The sequence below is a fragment of the Pedobacter metabolipauper genome (assembly GCF_004362715.1).
In the GTDB taxonomy this organism is placed as follows: domain Bacteria; phylum Bacteroidota; class Bacteroidia; order Sphingobacteriales; family Sphingobacteriaceae; genus Pedobacter; species Pedobacter metabolipauper.
Map to the genome: position 1 here is coordinate 352,062 of NZ_SNYC01000007.1, position 21,835 is coordinate 373,896.

General features: G+C 42.5%; 13 protein-coding genes. 10 read left to right on the forward strand and 3 right to left on the reverse strand.

The genetic code is table 11. The features are described 5' to 3' along the window. Positions 1-159 precede the first annotated feature (159 nt). Entirely contained in the window at positions 160-1,716 is a 1,557-nt protein-coding gene (locus tag ATK78_RS20230) for a TPM domain-containing protein (protein ID WP_133577946.1), read from the reverse strand. Between the two features lie 392 nt (positions 1,717-2,108). Between ATK78_RS20230 and ATK78_RS20235 the strand changes: the two genes are divergently transcribed. The 8 genes from ATK78_RS20235 to ATK78_RS20270 all read left to right on the forward strand — a co-directional run bounded on the left by ATK78_RS20235 (position 2,109) and on the right by ATK78_RS20270 (position 15,756). Further along, a complete protein-coding gene (locus ATK78_RS20235) occupies positions 2,109-3,485 on the forward strand; it encodes an IPT/TIG domain-containing protein (protein WP_133577947.1) in 1,377 nt (458 codons plus the stop codon). Between the two features lie 101 nt (positions 3,486-3,586). Next, the gene (locus ATK78_RS20240) at positions 3,587-6,667 is read left to right on the forward strand and encodes a SusC/RagA family TonB-linked outer membrane protein (protein ID WP_133577948.1); all 3,081 of its coding nucleotides are present in this window, start codon (positions 3,587-3,589) and stop codon (positions 6,665-6,667) included. A gap of 11 nt (positions 6,668-6,678) precedes the next feature. Continuing rightward, entirely contained in the window at positions 6,679-8,679 is a 2,001-nt protein-coding gene (locus tag ATK78_RS20245; RefSeq protein ID WP_133577949.1) for a RagB/SusD family nutrient uptake outer membrane protein, read from the forward strand. A gap of 20 nt (positions 8,680-8,699) precedes the next feature. After that, positions 8,700-9,701 (forward strand): DUF4973 domain-containing protein, encoded by a 1,002-nt coding sequence (locus ATK78_RS20250; protein WP_133577950.1) that lies wholly within the window; start codon positions 8,700-8,702, stop codon positions 9,699-9,701. Between the two features lie 261 nt (positions 9,702-9,962). Then, on the forward strand, positions 9,963-11,594 hold the full coding sequence (locus ATK78_RS20255; protein ID WP_133577951.1) for a DUF6377 domain-containing protein: 1,632 nt from the start codon (positions 9,963-9,965) through the stop codon (positions 11,592-11,594). Positions 11,595-11,618: 24 nt separating this feature from the next. Beyond that, positions 11,619-12,089, forward strand: coding sequence for a response regulator transcription factor (locus tag ATK78_RS20260; protein ID WP_133577952.1), 471 nt, complete (start codon positions 11,619-11,621; stop codon positions 12,087-12,089). A 114-nt stretch (positions 12,090-12,203) separates the two neighbouring features. Beyond that, on the forward strand, positions 12,204-12,728 hold the full coding sequence (locus ATK78_RS20265) for a DUF4199 domain-containing protein (RefSeq protein ID WP_133577953.1): 525 nt from the start codon (positions 12,204-12,206) through the stop codon (positions 12,726-12,728). A gap of 115 nt (positions 12,729-12,843) precedes the next feature. Next, positions 12,844-15,756, forward strand: coding sequence for a glycoside hydrolase family 2 protein (locus ATK78_RS20270; RefSeq protein WP_133577954.1), 2,913 nt, complete (start codon positions 12,844-12,846; stop codon positions 15,754-15,756). Here the strand turns inward: ATK78_RS20270 and ATK78_RS20275 are convergent, their stop codons facing one another. Continuing rightward, entirely contained in the window at positions 15,757-16,770 is a 1,014-nt protein-coding gene (locus tag ATK78_RS20275; protein WP_133577955.1) for a LacI family DNA-binding transcriptional regulator, read from the reverse strand. It abuts the gene before it with no gap. A gap of 146 nt (positions 16,771-16,916) precedes the next feature. Next, positions 16,917-17,180: a hypothetical protein gene (locus ATK78_RS22815; RefSeq protein ID WP_166664927.1), complete on the reverse strand. Its 264-nt coding sequence runs from the start codon at positions 17,178-17,180 to the stop codon at positions 16,917-16,919. On the opposite strand from ATK78_RS22815, the gene ATK78_RS20280 reads away from it, so the two are divergent. Both ATK78_RS20280 and ATK78_RS20285 read left to right on the forward strand, forming a co-directional pair. Beyond that, entirely contained in the window at positions 17,179-20,160 is a 2,982-nt protein-coding gene (locus tag ATK78_RS20280; protein WP_166664928.1) for a SusC/RagA family TonB-linked outer membrane protein, read from the forward strand. The genes ATK78_RS22815 and ATK78_RS20280 overlap by 2 nt on opposite strands. Positions 20,161-20,171: 11 nt before the next feature. Continuing rightward, a complete protein-coding gene (locus ATK78_RS20285; protein WP_133577957.1) occupies positions 20,172-21,830 on the forward strand; it encodes a RagB/SusD family nutrient uptake outer membrane protein in 1,659 nt (552 codons plus the stop codon). Positions 21,831-21,835 lie beyond the last annotated feature (5 nt).

The window sequence follows — 21,835 nt, forward strand, 5'->3', positions numbered from 1 at the left end:
GGTTATAGATTGAACTAAAAAGGCGTCATTATGATTGCCGCTTAGCAGTTGGAAGACCCGATAGTTTGTGGACTGCCTCAAACAGGTTAGACTGGAATGCCCCTTATAAAGTATCTAACTTTTCGGGGGCATTTCATTTTTTTAGGCATTTTTAATTTGTTACCAGCTGCTTCCTGCACCACCGCCTCCTGAGGAACCTCCGCTACTGCTTGAAGAAGAGGAACTGCTGCTGGATGAACTGCTGCCGGAAGAGGATGAACTGCTCGATGATGTTGCGATCTTAGCAATGGTGTACATCACTTTGTCGTTAAAATTGCAATTCTTGCAAACATGCAATGTATATCCCGATCCTTCGCTCGAAGTGGTTGCACTCTGGATAATGTGACTTTCTTTATACATCCTGGTCTGAAAGTGACATTTGGTACATTCAGTGGCTTTGGATTTTACATTTCTATAATCAAGGATCAATTTATCCTTACAGTCGCTGCAGGTCCACACATCATAATCTATCGAATCAATCCGCTCTTCGGTGAGCTGTCCTTTTGATAAATAATGATCATCCTGATCCTCATCCAGACGTACCATATCCTTTTTGCAGGTATGGCAGGCAACAGGTGCATCTCTTAATGCCTGCTGCCGGTCTGTATATTTTTTCCAATAGGATTTAAAAAATGGATAGGGAAAAGCCAGGGCTGCCCAATCCATTGTGGCATGTGTTTCCTGCCATTTGAGGTATTGCTCGTGATTACTCAAACCGGTTAATGAACGGGAAAGTCTGCTGCTTAAAATCCAAAAGTGGATCTGTATATAAAAGAGCAGAAAAACATAAAGCAGAATCACTTGTCTGACCTCAATCCATGAAACCGGAAAGTATATATTGAGCACTATTATTCCTGTAGCAGGAATTAGGACCAGGAACCAGAGCACAGGGTTAAGGAAGAAGTTCTTGTAACGGTTTGCAGTAATGTTCGCGGCAACTTTACCAGCCAGGATAAAATATACAATTAAAATGCCGAGAGTTATCCAGCCGCCTGGTGATCCCAAAGATTTTTGCTGATTTGATGCCGCAAGTGCCTGCCGTGATTCTGCTACGCCATACGGTTCTACGATGTCATATTCCGGAACTACTTCAGGAGGCGATATCGTATCAACTGTTGTTGCATCTGGAATTTTTACAGTTGCTGTTGAAGATGTCCCGTCGTCTTCTGTCTTTAAGTGATTGATTACCGCATCTACACCGGCTGTTATGGCGAGGTCAAAGTTGTCTTCTTTTGCGTGGGGAACCATATATTCCTGTTGAATCTGATAACAAATTACATCTGGTAATGTGCCTTCCAGCCCATAACCTGTTTCGAATTCCATTCTTCTCTGGTCTTTTACCACCAGGATCAACAAGCCATTGTCCTTTTCTTTATCTCCGATTTTCCATGTATTGAAAAGCTCATGAGCAAATACTTTAGGTACATTTTCTCCAATGGTGTTTACAAATACCACGTCGATATGTGCAGTACCTGACTGATCAAGGGGGCTTAACTTTGCATTCAGATCTGATACCGTTTGATCAGAAAGCAGGCCGTCTGGATTGCTTACGTAAGTTTCATTCAGCGTCTTGGGATCTGGAATGGAACTTAAGAAATCTTGTTCTGTGGGATGGGGGTTACAGCCAAACAGCAGGATGCTGATGCATAAAAGGAGCGGGAACTTTATATTTTGCATAAAACATCAACAGTGAAACGCTATATATTGTTTATTTTCATTCCCTTTTCTCACCTCGCAATTAGCTGCTTGGATCATTTCTGCCTAATTACATGATAACCATATAAAATAATTTTATGAAGATCAATTGCCCGTTATCCAGAGAAGATTGTTTATCTGTGTGTTAAGCCCCTATTGCAGCTAAATTGGCTAACTACTAGTCAAAAGTATAAGTTCTGGTTGCTTATAATAGAAAAAAGGATTAGATTTTACTCGTGTTTTTTAAAGTTAACTATTTGATAATTATTAAATTATCTTTTTTGTTATCTGGATTTTTCCGATTAACCACCAGTAGTCAAGAAGGATGTAAAAGTAATTATTGAGTTTTGCATCCTAACCTTATAAACCACTGTATGAAAGATTTTACCAAGCATTTAATTTTTTTGCTCGTCTGTCATTTGTTCTTAATTGGATGTAAAACGGATGAGATTAATATCAAAGGACGTGATCCTGGCAAGCCGACTGTAATCAGCGACTTCTTTCCGAAAGAAGGTGCAGTCCGCACAAGGTTCTATATTTACGGAAGCAATTTAGGTAACGACATTTCAAAAATAAGGGTTTCAATAGGCGGTCGCGATTTAAGTGTGATCGGAGCTTCAGGAGACAAGATTTATTGCATTGTTCCCAGGCAGACCACTTCAGGAGAGGTAAAAGTAGTAATTACTGGCGATGATGGAAAAACCATTGCTGAGCATGTATTTACTGAAAAGTTCAATTACGAAACCAGGACTACAGTTGGTACTCTTGTAGGAAAGGTGGACGTATACGGAAACTCTGCCGTTGTTAACGGTACCTTTGAAGAAGCCGGTTTCAATGACCCGACCTGGATGCTCTTTGAACCCAATACCAATTCACTTTTTGTAGTGGAAAGAAGTAAGCTTGTTCGAAGGGTTGATATCAATGAAAAACAGGTAACTACACTCATTACTAATGGACAAGCTTCTTTTAAAGGTTTGCAAACTGCAACGATGAGCTTTGATAATGATACCCTGTTTATTGTTGACGACAATGGGCAAAACAACAAGAATTTTGTGGCCATAGCTTATACGTTGCGATCAGAGAACTTTAGAAGGGTGCATCCGTATCTGTACGACCGTACCAGTTACGCATGTGCACATCATCCTATAGATCGTGTTATGTTTTTCAATACCTGGTGGGGTGGAGGCGTAATGAAAGCGTTCTATGATCCTGCACTTGGCGGTTTAAATTCAAAGGAACTTTTTAGAGTAGGTGGGAATAATGATATCAAGACAACCATTCACTTTCATCCCTCCGGAAATTACGCTTATTTCCTGGAAGGGGGCTGTGTGTATAAGAGTAATTACAATTGGACTGCAAAGGAATTGACTGCACCGATTGTTTTTGCAGGGCAACCAGGTACCACGGGTGATATAGACGCAATAGGCACCTCAGCCAGATTTTCTTCGCTCTATCAGGGTGTGTTTGTTAAGAATCCGGCATATGCCGGACAAGCTGACGAGTATGATTTTTATCTGTGTGATATCAATAACCACAGTATCCGGGTCGTATCGCCAACTGGTGAAGTTGCCACATATGCTGGTAAAGGAAGTCCGTCTTCTGATGGGAAGAAAGAAGGGTATATTGATGGCGATCTGAGAAAGGAAGCCCGATTTAACAAGCCGAGTGGTATAGCCTATGACGAAGGTCGGAAAATTATGTACATCTCAGAACAAATCAACAGACGGATTCGCACGATAAGTGTAGAATAGTTTAAGCCATTTAAATAAGTTTTTCAGAAAAATTACCTGCTTTGTTCATGGGTTAAAACACGCCCATGGAACTGTCAACGCAGGAATACAAACAACAGCACATGAGAAAATATATTATTATCCTTTTATGGGTATGTGGATGCTTTTGCCAGGTATTTGGGCAGAATGAAACAACACCTGTTACAATTACAGGAAAGGTAGTCGATAAAGACAACCAGCCTTTGCCAGGAGTTTCTGTAGTGGTCAAGGATCAGCCCGGCCTGGGAGTACCAACAAATTCTGATGGAAAGTACACCATTAAAACGAACAAATACAGATGGCTTGTTTTCTCCTTTGTTGGGTTTGAACCCCGGGAGATATTGATTAAAGATGATCTTGTGATCAATGTCGTAATGCAGGAATCTAAGTCCAGCGCACTTAATGAAATCGTAGTAACTGCAACAGGGCCCCAGAAGAGGATAACCGTGACCGGCGCGGTGACTACTGTAGATATGAGTACCATAAAAACACCAACTTCAAGTATCACCAATGCATTGGCCGGAAATGTTGCAGGGGTTTTAGCTACGCAGCGTTCGGGACAACCCGGAAACAACTCATCCGAATTTTGGGTGCGTGGTATTTCTACCTTTGGTGCAGGTACTGCCGCCCTTGTCCTGGTAGATGGCTTTGAACGTAGCCTGAATGAGATCAATATTGAGGATATCCAGTCCTTCTCTGTACTTAAAGACGCTTCTGCGACCGCGATATACGGCTCAAGGGGTGCAAATGGTGTAATTTTGATCACTACCAAACGGGGAAAAGATGGTCGGGTTGCGATCAGCGGAAAAGCGGAGACTTCATATAATACCAGGACATTTACTCCTGAATTTGTAACGGGAACTACCTACGCCCAACTGATGAATGAAGCACGCAGCACACGTAACCAGACATCGTTTTACACAAATGACGACCTGGCACTGATACGTGACGGTCTGGATCCGGATCTTTTTCCTGATATCAACTGGATGAAAATGTTTCTCAAAGACGGCGCCGCTACCAAAAGAGGTTCATTGAACTTTGACGGCGGCGGGGCTACGGCGCGTTATTTTGTGTCCGGCAGTTATATTGACGAGGGCGGTATGTATAAAGTTGACGATGCGTTGAACGGTTATAACAGCAATGCGAATTACAAACGCTGGAATTACAGGACAAACGTGGATATGAACCTAACCAAAACTACAGTAGTGAAGGTGGGTGTGGCTGGCTCTCTGGGCAAGCAGAATCTCCCCGGGGGTACTTATGATGAAATTTGGTACTCATTAATGGGTCAAAATCCGATTTCAATTCCAATTCAATATTCGGATGGGAAAATAGCTTCCCGGGGCGGAGCTGGACGAAATAACCCCTGGACGCTGATCACGCAGCAGGGTTATATCGAAAACTGGGAAAATAAGATCCAGACTAATGTGACTTTGGAACAGAACATGGACTTTTTAACTAAAGGCATGCGTTTTCTTGGAAGGTACGGTTACGATACGAATAACAGAAACAATATCAGAAGAATGAAATGGCCGGAGGGCTGGGAAGCAGAGCGGTTAAGAGATTCGAATGGGGACCTGATATTTCAGCGTCGTATCTCTGAGCAATTGCTGACACAGACATCGTCTGCAGAAGGTGAGCGTTTAGAGTTCATGCAAGGCGAACTTCACTATGCAACAAGCATCGGCAGCCATAATATGGGAGGTATGCTGCAATATACCCAGGAAAAGAAAGTGAATACCTCCAACTTTGGCGGAGACTTGATCCAGGGTATTGACAGACGTAACCAACGATTTGCCGGACAGTTTACGTATGGTTTTAAATCCCGGTATTTTGTAGATTTCAGCTTTGGATACAATGGCTCGGAAAACTTTGCCCGTGGTCACCAGTTCGATTTCTTTCCAGCCGTTTCCGGAGCCTGGAACATTGGCGAGGAATCTTTTATCAAAGAACACCTGAAATGGATGAATATGTTCAAGATCCGCTATTCCTATGGTAAAGTGGGGAATGATTATATGCCGACCCGTTTTCCTTACTTAGCTTCATTCAGAACATTCAATGCTACCGGTGATCCAAATAAGGGATATAATTGGGGAGATATTGAGAGTAATTTTGGATTTCCGGGCTTAACCTATGAAAATATCGCATCAAACTCCGTAACCTGGGAAGTAGCTACCAAGCATAACCTTGGCCTGGATATTTCATTCTTTAATGACAAAATAGGCGGATCTCTGGATTATTTCCATGAACAACGGGACGGAATATATATGACACGGAATTTCGTGCCATCAAGCGTTGGTCTGCAGGCCGCAAATCCCAGGGCCAATGTTGGGTCTGTTTTGTCCAAAGGATTTGACGGACAGATCAAAATTTCTCAGAATATAGGCCAGGTGAATTTTACCATGCGTGGTACGATGACCTATAGCAAGAATGAGATCCTGGAAGCGGATGAACAATTCAGTAATTATCAGTATAACACTCAAGCGGGGTTCAGGGTTAACCAGAACAGGGGACTCATTGCCCTCGGGCTCTTTAAAGACTATGAAGATATCAGAGATAGTCCGATCCAAACCTATGGACAGGTTATGCCAGGGGACATCAAATACAAAGATATCAATGGCGATGGTAAAATAGACGACACCGATATACTACCGATCGGAGCAACTTCTTATCCAAACCTTGTTTACGGTTTTGCCCTGGTAACTCAGTGGAAGAGTTTTGACTTTAACGTACATTTTCAGGGGGCGGGCAAATCATCATTTTTTATCAATGGCTATACGGTGTATCCCTTCAGTCAGGGTGACTGGGGAAATATCCTGACAGACTTTAATGAGTCTAACCGTTGGATCCTGGACGAGAATGAAGATGTAAATGCAGATTATCCCAGACTGAGCTATGGTGGTAACACCAACAATTATAGACCTTCGTCGTACTGGCTTAGGGAAAGTACTTATTTGCGCCTTAAAACAGTAGAAGCAGGATATACATTGCCAAAGAGCCTGGTTAACAGGGTTCATGTAAACAGCCTGAGGCTGTTTTTTATGGGCACGAATGTATTTACATTCTCCAAATTCAAATTGTGGGATCCTGAAATGAATAGTTCTAACGGTCAGGCATATCCTTTAGCGAAGACCTTTACCATTGGCTTAACTGCCACCTTATAAACTTAAAGAGAATGAAAACAAAATATATCAAAATTACGCTGTTTGCTTTTACACTTTTCACTGCTTCGTGTAAAGATTACCTGAGTGTAGATCACTTCTTTTCCGACAGACAAAGTGAAGAGCGCATATTTAACAGCAGGGATTACACAGAGCAATGGCTGGCGAATTGTTATAACCAGTTATTAGATTACAATCTCGAAATTGGACATAAGAATTTTACGGTCTCCAATTATGCAGATGATATGTACTACAACGAAGGGGGGAATGGTGCTGATTACAGAAGGTTTAAATTTGGTGAGTACGATTATAACTGGTACAAGCAGTCCTGGTCGCAATCCTACGCAGGAATTCGCCAGGCTTCTGTAATGATCAATGCAATGGCTGGAAGCAGCACTTTTACCGCGCAGCAAATCGCACAGTATAAGGCTGAAGCGCGTTTTATCAGGGCTTACCTGTATTGGTTACTGCTGAGGAAATACGGACCTGTCCCAATTATGCCTGAAAATGGAGTAGACTATGATCAGAGTTATGGTAGTTTGTCTTATCCGCGTAATACGTATGATGAGGTGGTCGATTTCATTTCTTCGGAAATGGTATTAGCCGCCAAAGACCTGCCAATGAGGCAAGATAACCGGAATATTGCCCGCCCAACCCGTGGTGCTGCTTTGGCTACCCGGGCAAAAGCATTGCTGTATCTGGCAAGCCCATTGGCAAACGGCAATGCAGATATGGCAGATTTCATGGATGACAAGGGAAGATCGCTCATACCGCAGCAATACAGCGAAGAAAAGTGGGCGAGGGCAGCAGCAGCAGCTAAAGATGTGATTGATTTAAATATATACAGGCTTTATACTGCTGAGCGGAAGATCAAGGGTACAGAAACCTATCCGGTAACAATAATACCGCCCTATCATCCGGTACATTCGGACAAAAGTTTCCCGGAGGGCTGGGCCAATATAGATCCATTTGAGTCATACCGGGCCTTGTTCAATGGTGATCTGTATGCTGCCGAAAATCCGGAAATGATCTTCACACGAGGGGAAAACCAAACCGATCAGGAACATGGCGTAATCTCATTAACAAGACATCAGATGCCACAGATGGCCGGAGGATGGAACTGTCATGGCCTTACATTGAAGCAATGCGATGCTTACGATATGGCCGATGGTAAGCCCTTTAACCGGGAGGAGATCTTAGCTAAATATGGCTCCAAAATGTTCGTGCAAAGTAACGAACTGGAACAATTCAAGCCATTAAAGGCGAATGTTTGGAAAGAGTTTGCAAACCGTGAACCCCGGTTTTATGCGTCAGTCGCTTTTAGTGGAGCATTATGGACAATGTCAAGTGCTACCAATGACCCGGGCAACAACACCAATAAACAGGTATTTTATTACCGTGGCGAGTCTGAAGGAAGAGTCAATGGTGATCGGTGGTTGCCGACTGGGATTGGCATGATGAAATATGTAAATCCGAAGGACAATGCTACGAACGGTGGTACCATCTATCCAAAAGTAGAAATTACGATCCGCTATGCAGATATTCTGCTCATGTATGCGGAATCGTTAAATGAACTGTCGGCATCATTTGATATTCCATCATGGGACGGGGCGACTAAACACATTGTCTCAAGGGATGTAAACGCCATAAGTAAAGCGATTGGACCGGTTCGGATCCGTGCAGGGGTTCCTGATTATGAAATGCCGGTCTACATGGATCAAAAGAGGTTGCGCAACAGCATTAAGCACGAACGACAATTGGAATTGCTTGGTGAGAACCAGCGCTACTATGATTTAAGACGCTGGAAAGATGCGCCGGTAAAGGAGGCTGAACAAATATACGGGTACAATACATTGATTACCAAGCAAAATGCAGCGCTATTCTACTCACCTGTACGGGTCCCTCTGTTACAAACTGCATTTTCTAAGAAGATGTATTTCTGGCCTATCGATTGGGATGAGTTGCGTGAGAACAAACGGATGACTCAGGCACCAGGCTGGCAGTCTTTTGATTAATTTAATAATTGATATATATCATGAGAAATTTTTATAAATGTATCGTCGCACTTGCATTGATTGCTTCTTTCGGATCATGTAATGACGAGTGGACAGATGAATTGTATGTTAAGATGGTGTCTTTTAAAGCACCTGTAGGAACTGAAGGTGTAACGGAAGTATATCTCCGTTATAAAAAGGATGGCGAGGTAGAGTATAATCTGCCGGTAATTGTGAGCGGGTCACAAGAGAATGATAAAGATATGCAGATACAAATTGGGGTAGACAACGATACGCTAAACGTACTTAATCAGGAAAAATATCAGTATCGTACTGATTTATATTACAAGCAGTTAACGAATGATTTTTTTGATCTGTCTTCCGCTTCATGCTTTATTCCTAAAGGATCGCATACGGCGAATTATAAGATTAAATTTAAGTTTTCGAATCTTAATCTTGTTGAACGTTGGGTGCTTCCTCTTACTATAAAGGATGATCCCTCGTATATAGCCAACCATCGCAAAGGATGGAGAAAAGCATTGCTGTATGTGAAACCATTTAACAACTATTCAGGGAGTTATTCTTCGACGTCGATGAATATTTATTTTGATAAAGAAAACTCGGCTCCCATGGTGATGAGTACGAAGACCGCCTGGGTGGTAGATGAAAACACCGTATTTTTTTATGCAGGCATGGTTGAAGAAAGATCTGAAGAGCGTGGTCTTTATAAAATTTCTATGCAGTTTGGAACACCGGTAGAAAATAGTGACGGAAGCAAAACAGGCACCCTTACCTTAAGAGCAGAAAATGGCGCTATAAACTTCGAGGTATTGGGCCAGCCTACCTATCAAATCAGAAAGGTTCAGGATGCGGTATTGCCTTACCTGGTCAGTGAATACTGTACCGTGAATATCCGATATAAATATGATGACATCACTTCTATTTCGAATATGCCCATCCGATACAGAGCTGAAGGAGCGATGACGATGGAGCGGAAAAAGAATACGCTAACTCCAGACGAAGATCAGGCCATCCTGTGGTAACTGGAAACAAAATATTTTTCTAAATTTTATGTTCATCAATGGGGGTGTCACACACAGCACTCCCATTTTTTTGTTTTATCGCAGTTGATATACATGCAATTGCTTAAGAGGAAAAGTGGGTGAGCCGTCACTGAGATGATTTGCTGTTAGCGGCATAAACAATTATGTTTTTTACATTAGAGTCAATTGATAAATAGTTTGAGAATGTCTGATAAAAGGTTAAACTTGTGTAACCAAATATTAGCCTAATCTCTTGCTTCAATGTTAAAGAAAATTAACCTTTTGACTTTATGTATCGTAGTACTGCTTGTTTTGAAAGGAGACCTGGCATTTTGCCGCTCCAGTAAAGATAGCTTGCTTAATATCCTTAAAATAGAACTTAAGAATAACGTTTACGACCATCAGCATGAAAAAAAGGTTAATAATTTAAAGCGTACCGCCAAGGCGACCTCAAAATTAAACTACCAGGAAATATACCGCATATACAGCATTATTCTGGAAGAGTATAAATTCTATCAATTTGACTCTGCCTATGTCTATGTTCAAAAGATCATTGATCTTAGTCAAAAACATAAAGACGAATTTAAAGTCAAAGAAGGCAAGATCCAACTGCTGCAAATTTTAACACCTTCGGGAATGTATAAAGAAGGTAGTGAACTGATAGCGGAACTTGATAGTGAAACGATCCCTTTAGAACTCAGAGCAATCTATCATGGCCATAAAGCACGATTTTACGAATCTCTCGCAAAATACAACAACGATCAATTTTATGCAGCGCAATACCGGGCCAAGGCTACAGCACAATTCAGTGAAATGTATTCGGTTTCTCCCCCAAATAAATTTGAAGAAATAATCGGCCATTCTGCAGATACCAGCAGCTCGGCGAGACGTCTGCGTCCGCCTAATTTTTATTTACATTTCATTACACATAATGGATTGTCGGATCATAAAATTGCAATGGTAGCCATGAGATTGAGCTATAACTATTCCGGGGACGACAGAATTATGTTTTTAGCGCTTTCCGCAATCAGTGACATCCGCTCATCAACTAAAGACACCCAGGCCATTCTTAAGTTGGGAGAAGAATTATATAAAGCTGGTGATCTCAGTATGGCCTATGCGTGTATCAATAAGGCTATTTCTGATGCAGAGTTTTATGGTGCCAGAGGTCATAAAATAGACATTCAAAATGTATTACCACTAATAGCCGGAAAAACCATTTTGGAAACTGAACGGCAAAGAGATAAGTCTATTATATACACTTTAATATTTGCTTTTATAGTCTTGATTGTGCTCTGTGTACTGTTCATTGTTTATGTACAGCTTAAAAAAGTAAAAGTCAGTGAACAGCTAATTAATAAAAAGAACGATGAACTGGCTTCGATTAACATGAAGCTTATGGAACATACCCGAATAAATGAAGAATATATTGGTTTCTTCTTTAAAAGATCTTTTTCCTACATCAGTATGCTTGAGAAACTAAAAAGGAAGATAGAACACAATATTAAAACGAAGCGCGTTAATGAAGCGCTTGATATCGTGACGTCCATACAAATTAGCAAGGAACGGGAATATTTGTATCATACCCTGGATCAGATATTTCTGAAATTATTTCCGAATTTCGTTCCTGCATTTAATGAGTTGCTAAAACCTGAAGATCAAATCTGGCCGCAAAAGGAACATTCTCTGAATACGGTGCTGCGCATATTTGCCTTAATAAGATTGGGAATAAAAGATGATGAAACCATTGCTGGAATATTAGACTATTCTGTGAGTACGATTTACACGTACAAAATCCGTATTAAATCTAAAGCTATAGTTAAAGGTGAAGAGTTTGATAGAAGGATACTAGGTATTAAATTTATCAATCATCAGGAAAATAAAAAGACTTAAATTTAAAGCATAACCCATAAATAGATGACATTCAAATTCCTAAAGCGCAACCGTTCTATTATCCTTTATGGAGCATCGCTGGCTATTTTGTTATTGATCATGAAATGGCTTGAATGGCGTATTGTCGTTCTTGATAATGCCTTTGAATTGTATGCGGGTGCTGTTGCGGTGTTGTTTACCGGACTGGGTATTTGGCTGGCTAACAAATTAACCAGCCCTAAAACCAATACCGTGATCATAGAAAAGGAAGTGTTTGTTAAAAGGGATAATTTCGTACTAAATGAAACTGAAATAATCCGTCTGGGGCTAAGCAAACGTGAACTGGAAGTATTGCATTTGATGGCTGACGGTTTAAGTAACCAGCAGATTGCTGAGCGCTTGTTTGTGTCCTTAAATACTATTAAAACCCATTCGTCCAGAATATTTGAAAAGCTGGAAGTGAAACGCCGCACTCAGGCTATTGAAACAGCGAGGAAGCGGAACATTATACCCTGATCTTGTTCACCCTTTGGTATTAAAAATACTATTTTTATTAAAATCACCCTAAAGTATGAGGGAGATGATGCGTCGATCATTCAACTTTGCGTCCTAAACTTTAATTAAATCAGTATGAAAAAAAATGTACTTGTCTACGGCTTGATCTCTGGCATCTGCGTAGCCACCTTTATGTCTTTCTCTATTGCCTATTGTTATAATAAAGGCTCGTTCGATGGCAGTATGCTGCTAGGTTATGCCGCCATGCTGCTATCCTTCTCCTTAATATTTGTAGGCGTAAAAAACTATCGTGATCAACATAGCGGAGGCCTGATCAGCTTTGGTAAAGCATTTATAATGTCCTTATATATGGCGCTTATCGCCTCAACCTTATATGTTGCGGGATGGATGATCGCTTATTATAATTTCTTTCCTGATTTTATAGATAAACTGGCCGCCTATCAGTTGAGTCCGGCTAAGGTAAGTGGAATGAGTTCTCAGGAAATAGCTGGCATTCGCGAGCAGATGGAAATGTTTAAAGAATGGTATGCTACCCCACTTGGGGTAGCTGGTGCGACTTATATGGAGATCCTGCCTGTAGGAATTGTCGTGGCGCTGATCACTGCGCTCGTTTTAAAACGAAGGGTGCTAAAGGTATAATGGGAGCCGTCCCAAAAGTGGGAGCGTTCCCATGAACGGGTTAATGCATAATATTTGTTTTTTATGGTTATTAGTGAATAGATTTGATCACCAATTATAAATTAAAGTATTTGCTATGGGGAAATTTCTATCATCCATTCTTTTGTTGTGGATAGGTTGTCAGACTACTGTTTTTTCAAAAGACCATCTCGTGAATCGTTCGGCAGGAACTGGCCAGCAAGTGGAAGAAGGCAGCTTAACCGGTGTTAATGAAATTTCTTTAAATGGAAAATGGCTGTTTAAAACAGATCCTGCCAATGAAGGAGAAAAGCAGGAATGGTTTGCCAGCGACCAGGTTAAATTTCCAGACGTTTTAACGGTTCCCGGCAATTGGAATACCAGGAATGAATATGCCAACTATACCGGTAAGGCTTGGTACAAAAAGACAATCGATATCCCCGCCCGTTTAAAGGGACAATTAATACGGCTTCACTTTGAAGGTGTAAGTACCGATGTTAAGGTTTGGGTAAACGGAAAGTTCGTGATTGCCAACGATTTGGGATACCTTGATTTTGAACAGGATGTTTCCGGATTACTAAAATACGGAGAAAGCAATACAATCACCGTTAGTGCCGATAATGGCTTTAAAGTAGGCGCACTTTGGAACTGGGGCGGAATCAGGAGGCCTGTTAAATTACTGATCAATAATTCGGTATACATTAAACAGAACCATATTTCATCCGTAGTGGATTTGACTAAGAAAACCGCTCGTATTGATTTTGCTGTAGGTATTTTCAATACAGAGAAATCATCCCAAAAATTACAGGGTAGTGTGTTGATCTATCAGCAAAAGAAACTCATCAGTACGATCCCATTCCAGACTTCGGTTGATGCCAACAGCATGCAGATGGTAAACCTTAAAAAGCAACTCAACGCGCCAAATGTTAAACTTTGGAGCCTAGACAATCCACAATTATATACTTGTAAAGTGATTTTAGTGAACAATAAGGTCACTATTGATGAACATGAAGATCGGTTTGGCCTGCGTAAAATTGAACTGGATAACGTAAAATATCAGCTTAAATTAAATGGTGAAGTCATCAGGCCGATTGGCTTTAACCTGGTGCCGGACGATAGGACCAATGGAAATGCATTGCCGCTTTGGCGCGTGAAAGAGGATATTGACCTCATGAAAAGCCTGGGAGCTGGTATAGCACGGTTGTCTCACGTGCCGTATCATAAAGAACTGCTTGATTATTTAGATGAGAAAGGGATTTTGATTGTAGAAGAGATTCCGGTTTGGGGGGAGACAGACCTGGTAAAGAAAGACAATGCGGTTACCAATTCCTGGCTTAAAAGAATGATCAATGATCATTTTAACCATGCGTGCATCATGGGCTGGAGTGTTGGCAATGAAATTGGCCGCAATGCTGACGTAATGGACTATGTGGAAACCAGCATTAAATACTCGCGTCCGTTAGATACTACCAGAATGCATGTGATGGTGAGCCATACGGCTGCCCGTGAAAAAGATCCTTTACAATTTTCTGATCTTGGTTTTATAAACTGGTATGGCATAAGCGGCAGCTATGCCGATAAAGTGCATGGGTTTCATCCAAAAAGTACACTGTTTTTTTCTGAGTTTGGCTATAACCAGTTGAATGAAGATCTCTCGACCGATTTTGCAATCAAGACCCTGATGGAATCCATCTCGCAGAAGCCTTATCTTATTGGTGCTTCGCTCTGGACATTTAACGATTACCGAAGCGATTATAGCGGAACTAAAGAGTTCTCGCAAAACCGTCCCTGGGGTATTGTAGACGTTTTTCGCCAAAAAAAGAATGCATTTTATTCTTTCCGAAAAGCAACGATGCCTTTTGCAGAAATTACCCTGAGTAATGCGTCTTTGCATGCAGGCAACCAATTTACTGCTAATTTACTGTTAAAGCCCCGTGGTGTTCTAGAAATTCCGGCTTATCCGCTGCACCAATATAGTGTGGTTTGGAAGGTGCTTAATGACCATAACGGTTTATCAGCCGCAGGCAGTAAAGAATTGCGGGATATCGCTCCAGGAGATGCTGCCATAGAGATACTGTTGAATGGTAAAGTGACCAGCCAAAATTCGCTGAAAGCTATCGTGAGTATTATTTCACCATTAAATTATACACTGTATGATACCACTGTATATTTTAGAAAGCCACAAGCTGCAAAGGTGATCTCCGCTTACGCTGCATGGTATCCATCGGGTGGGACTGCAGATAAAAACTGTTTAATAAAGGTATTGTATGAAAAAAACAATTCTGCAGCATCCTACAAATTAAGATATACCATAGATGGTGGAGCGGAAAGGGAAACCCCAGTTTCGACGACCAATAACGTATCTATAAACGGGTTAACGCGTGGCCAATTGGTAAAGGTAAGTCTCGTTAGTATGAACAATGTGGGCGAAACCATCACCAGTTTACCTCCAATTGAAGTATCTGAAGCAGTTTTACGTCCGTTTATACAGTACACTGAACCCGCAGATGGCGGCTTTTTTATCGGGTTTTCAACCTTGAAAGACGACGACAAATTCACCGTTCAGGTCACAGAGATTCCGGGCAATTACACCAATGCCAAAGAAGTGACCGCCACCACCAAGGGTGTGATCCATGTAGATGGCCTTACCAATGGCAAACAATATCATTACCGGATGAAACGAGGGCTGCAAAATGACAGTTGGTCGGCAGAGATAGCCGTTATGCCTGATGGTGGAATTAAGCCCGCAAAACCGGTTATCCAAGGGGTAATCTTAAATGACAGCGATGCGATCATCTGCTTTGAACCCGTTAAGAAAGCTACTGGATACCAGCTTCAATATAAACTTGGGTTGGAAAAGAACTGGCGTACCGAATGGATTACTGCCAGCCAGATTGATCAGTATCTGTTCAAGTTCAAAGGCAATCCTGAAATACTACAGGTTAGACTGGCCACACTTAACCAATACGGGCAATCGGATTATACGGTGTACGCGCGCGGTCAACTAAACAAGCCTTTTTTTATACACTGATCAACTGGAATCGCGTACAATTAACTGGGTCTTTAAAACCACAGTGGGCGCTTTCCAGTTGGCAACATCGCGGTCAATCTGATCCAGTAACAATTGGGTTGCCGTTCTGCCCATTTCTTTTATAGGCTGCTCCACGGTTGTTAATGCGGGTTCAATGATGGAGGATGCAAAGTCGTTGCTAAAGCCGATTACGGCAATATCTCCGGGAATGGCCAGGCCCGTTTTTTTAATCAGCTGAATGGCCTCTATTGCTGTCGGATCGTTGATGCAAAAAATAGCATCTGGCCTTTCCTTCAGGTTCAGAAAATAATTGATATAAAATTTCACCTTATTGATGGCCAGGTCGTAATGTACCACCAGGTCCTCGTCAAATGCAATGTTGTGTTTTGCGAGGGCTGCGGTATAGCCGGCTTTCCGGCGTTTGCAAATACTTAATGACTCGGGGCCAGACAGGTGGGCAATCTTTCGTTTGCCGCGGGCGATCAAATGTTCCACGGCTGCAAACGCACCTTCATAATCTTCTACAATTACTTTGGGTACGATCATTTCATCGCACACCCGGTTAAAGAAAACGATGGGGATCCCTTTACGCTGAAACAGCTTCAGGTGATCAAAATTATTGGTTTCCCGGGTAATAGATATCAATAGGCCATCAACCTGGTGGGCCAGCATGACCCGGGCATTTGATACCTCTGTTTCGTAACTTTCGTCGCTTTGGCTGATGATCAGGTTATAGCCTGCTTCTTTCGCTCTTTCCTGAGCACCAATGATCAGCTGCGGAAAAAATGAACGCGAAAACTCCGGCACTATGATGCCCAGTGTGCGACTGGCCCTTTTCATTAATCCGATAGAAAACATATTGCGCTGGTACTCCAGCTCATTGGCTAGCTGCAATACTTTATCGCGTGTTTGCTCATGTACACTTGGGTGTCCGGTTAAAGCCCTGGAAACCGTAGATTTTGAGATGCCCAATTCTTTAGCAATGTCAATTATGGTGGTCTGATGTTTTTTCACTTTACATTTTTATTATAAACTTAATCCATCCTAAATTTTGCAGCTATCCTAATGTAAGGCATTTATTTGTAATGATTTAATTTTTCAGCAGATTAACTGTAACTATAATGGGAACCCTCCCAAATTTGGGAACGTTCCCAAATGTATTATTTGCGATTTGCCAGATTAAAATGGTTATTTCTGTAATACATTCGAATAACCAAATATGATCTGGAACTTTTGCTATCCCAAATGGCCAGTTCTGTAAAACCAAATGTATGATGAACGTTAAAAATTTCTGGCTTACCAGCCCCAATGTAAAGGTGTATACCAATTGCATGCTGCGCTCTCAGTATCACCTTAATCCAGCCATCCTTTTCTTCAAACCTAAAGATTAATCCAATGATCAGAAAACTTACTTTTTTAGTCATGTTAGTCTTATCCCATCATTTGCTTCTTGCGCAAAGCTCGCAAATGATTAAAGGCAGGATCATTGACAACACAGGCTCGCCCCTGGTTGGGGCAACTGTTTTTCTTACCGTTGAAAAGAAAGCTGTGGCTACGGATGTTAAAGGCGACTTCAGTATTGCTTCAAACGATCCAAACAACCGGCTCCGCATTACTTTTGTTGGCTATAAAACCCAGGAAGTCGGGTTAGATGCCTTTAAAAATACCGGTACGGTGGCCCTTCAAAATGACGGAAATAACCTGGATGAGATGATCATTGTTGGTTATGGCACCGCAGCGAAGAAAGACCTTACCGGTGCGGTGAGTACGCTAAGCGGCGACTTAATTACCGAACGTAAAACTACCCGCGTAACCCAGGCACTGCAAGGTGCCATACCTGGTGTACAGGTAACGCGTAATGCCGGTACGCCGGGTGCAAGCGGTACCATCCTCATCCGCGGAATCACCACTTTAGGGGTGAACGACCCATTGGTGATCATTGACGGTGTTCCGGGAAGTATTGATAATCTAAACCCAGATAACGTGGAGAGTATCTCTGTGCTTAAAGACGCTGCATCTTCTGCCATTTATGGTTCACGTGCAGCTGCCGGAGTGATCTTAATTGCCACCAAGCGGGCCAAAGATGGCCAGTCTGAACTTACTTACAGCGTTGATTTTGGTTTGCAGAAACCGATTACCATGCCAAAATTTGTTGATGCACCCACTTATATGGCCTTGTTTAATGAGTTGAAGGTCAATGACGGTGCAACACCGATCTATGATGCGGCAACCATTGCAAATTATGCGGCGCTGAGTGCGGCATCTCCTGACCTGTATCCCAATACAGACTGGCAAGATGGTTACTTTAAAAAAGATGCGTTCCTGCAAAGGCACGACCTTAATTTTACCGTAGGAACCAGAAATGTAAAGACCAAAGTGATTGCCGGATACATCAATCAGGGCGGACTGGAGCCTAACCGCTCTTTTAACCGCTATTCTTTTCGTGTGAACAACGATTTAAGGTTCAATGATAAATTAAGCGGTAATGTTGATTTCTCTTATTACAGGGCTCAATCGTTATCTGCCACCACTTCTGATATTAGCCTGGTTAGGCAGTTGCCTGCAATTTACGATGATTATTACAGCGATGGCCGTTATGCCCCGGGCAAAGATGGTGCAAATCCAATTGCAAATAACAGGACGGGGGGACGTAATAACGTACGCAATAACCAGTTTAGTGCCCGCATGCAGTTAAACTATGAGCCCCTGAGCGGTCTTAAGTTCAGCGGTATTTTTGCGCCGCAGATCGGTTTCCTGAATTCGAGTGTTTTTTCGCAAATCGTATCGTATACTTCCTTACAAGATCCATCGGTTGTTGTAAACCGGTTTAACAATACCAATTCATTGACACAGTCCCAGGCGTACAACCAGGCATTGAACGCCCAGTTTTTAGCCAACTATAACATTACCGTAGCAGATGATCATTCCTTCACCGCGTTATTGGGTTATGAAAGCAATGATTTTCGGGATGAAAACTCAAGCGCATTCCGCGATGGTTATGTGCTGCCGGACTACCAGGTAATTGATGCGGGTGCAAAACTGAATGCCACAAATTCCGGTAACGCATCTGAAAGTGCATTACGTTCATTTTTTGGACGCATAAACTACAGCTACAAAGGAAAGTACTTGTTACAGGCCAATGCCCGTTATGACGGTTCTTCGCGTTTTGCGCCTTCAAATCGCTGGGGTTTCTTTCCTTCGTTATCAGCCGGATGGGTCGTATCTGAAGAATCTATCTTTAAAGACAAGCTGCCATTTTCTTTCCTGAAAATCAGGGGATCATGGGGCCGCAATGGTAACCAGCAAATCGGCAACTACAGTTACCAGTCGCTGATCAACTTAAATACGATCTTGTTTTACAATTCGGCGGGACAAGTTGTTCCGGCTACCGGCGGGAACCAGTTAAACTATGCCGTTAAGGACATTACCTGGGAGACCAAACAGGATTTTGACATTGGTCTGGATATGGCTTTCTTCGGAAACCGCCTTTCCGCAACGGCCGATTATTTCAATAAGACCACTTTTGATATTTTGCTGAATTTGCCGATCCCTTTAAACACCGGATTACTGGCTACACCTCAAAACGGGGGTAAGATGTTGAACAAAGGCTGGGAACTGCAGGTGGGATGGAGCGATAAAATTGGCAGCGACTGGAAGTACAGCTTTTCTGCCAACGTATCTGACTATACCAATAAAATTGTTGACCTGAAAGGCACATCTACCCTTGGATCATTGGCTTTGCTGGAGCGCCAGCCTTATAACGTTTGGTACGGTTATAGAAACCTGGGATACTTTAGGGATGCCGATGATGTTGCGGCCTCCGCCAAACTGACCGGTGCTGAAAAGCCTGGTGATGTGAAGTATGCCGACCTGGATGGCGATGGTAAGATTACAGCCGATAAAGACCAGGTGCCGCTGGGCAACTCTTTGCCGCGTTATCTATTCGGCGGCCAGGGTAATGTAAAATACAAGAATTTTGATCTTGGGTTCTCTTTCCAGGGTATCGGGAAGCAGCGCAGTCGCCTGAGCGGGTTCATGATCCAGCCCTTCGACAGTAATTTTGGCAACGTAAATACCTATTACCTGGATAACTATTGGACGCCAAGCCGTCCCGATGCCAAATATCCGAGGCTGAGCTATAACAATAAGAACATCAACTACGATCAGAGTTCAGACTTTTGGTTCTTTAACGGGGCATACCTCAGGATCAAAGACATCACCCTGGGCTACACTTTTGAACCCACACTGCTTAAACGGGTTGGAATTAAGAATGCGCGGCTGTTTGTAAGCGCCACGGATGTGTTTACCCTAAGCCATTATCCACAAGGCTGGGACCCGGAAGGTACACAGGGTAACAACCCGCTGGTGGTTACCTACTATTCTGGTTTAAGTGTTACTTTTTAATTCGTTACATCATGAAAAAGACCTACACCTATACAATATTGCTGTTGATCTTATTAACCACAGCAGCTTGCCGCAAACTGGATCGTTTTCCATTGGACAGCCCCAGTTCATCTACATTTTATGCCAACAGAACCGAGCTGGATCTGGCAGTTAATGCCCTGTATAATGGCGGACTTTATCCGCAGGACTGGGAAGAGTGGACTGACAACTTCTGGAACAGATCGAACCTGGGTAACGAGATTATCCATAGTACGGCCACGATCCAATCGTTTAACTTTTCAAACACCTGGCTGACCTGCTATAAGGGGATTGCCCGGGCAAATGGAATTTTAGACAATATCAATAAGGCAACTGACGTTACCGAGGCTTACCGGCAGCAGATCGAGGCACAGGCTAGGTTTGCCAGGGCTTATGAATATTCGCTGCTTATTGTTCACTTTGGTGATGTGCCACTGATTAAGACGACACTTTCCCTTGCCGACTCTTATACCATTAAAAGAAGCCCTGCTAAAGAAATCCAGGATTTTATCAACAGCGAATTTGATTTTGCCGCATCGGTATTGCCGGCTACCTATACATCCGGTCTGCAGTACTTTACGAAAGGAGTGGTGCTGGGTATGAAAGCCCGCTTAGCGATTTCCCTAAATGACTGGAAAACGGCTGCCGACGCTGCAAAGAAAGTAATGGATTTGAAGGTATATGCATTGTATCCTTCTTACCGCAATTTGTTTTTGAGGGCTGGTCAGCATAGTTCGGAAGTGATTTTGTCCTTTCCCCGTTCTGTAACTTATCTCAATACGTATGATATCCAGTATACCATATCGAGGTTAGCCGGGGGCTTTGCATCGAGCATCCCATCGCATGAGCTGATCGACAGCTACGAATGTACAGATGGCAAAACCATTGATAAATCACCGTTGTATGATGTTAAAAACCCATTTGTTAACCGTGATCCCCGTTTAAATGCAACCATTGTTACGCCGGGCGATACCTTCCTGGGTTATGTTTTTCAAAATCATCCGGATAGTACCATGGTTTTTAGTGCCAAAGACAACAGAAAGGTGGTGAATAAGGATAATAAAGGTGCGGCGAACCCTTTTGCGAGTTTTACCGGCTATCTCTGGAAAAAAACGATTGACGACAGCCAGCTGGCCAATATCAACAAGGTTGATCTGGATCAGATCGTGCTGCGTTATGCTGAAATACTCCTGATCTACGCCGAAGCTAAAATAGAGTTAAACGAGATCGATCAGACCGTTTTAGATGCGATCAATGCGGTTAGGGCAAGGGCGTACGGTGTAGCTGTTGGTGCAACAGGATCTTATCCGGCAGCAACGACAACGGTACAGGCGGATTTGAGAAAGATCATGCGCCGGGAGCGCCGGATAGAGCTGGCGTTTGAAGGCAGGAGATATCTTGACCTGCTGCGCTGGAAGATCATTGATAAAGTTTTCAGTAAGCAAATGTATGGGGTGCCGCTCAATAAGGCTGATTATCCATATCCGGGGATACCTGTTTTTGATGAGGATGACATTCCATCTTACGAAGCTTTTGCTTCAAAACTGACCATTATTGACAAACGTGTTTTCGATCCTAAATATTATTTATGGCCGGTGCCTTACAATGAATCGGCTTTGAACAATGGGTTGGGACAAAATACAGGCTGGTAAAATGG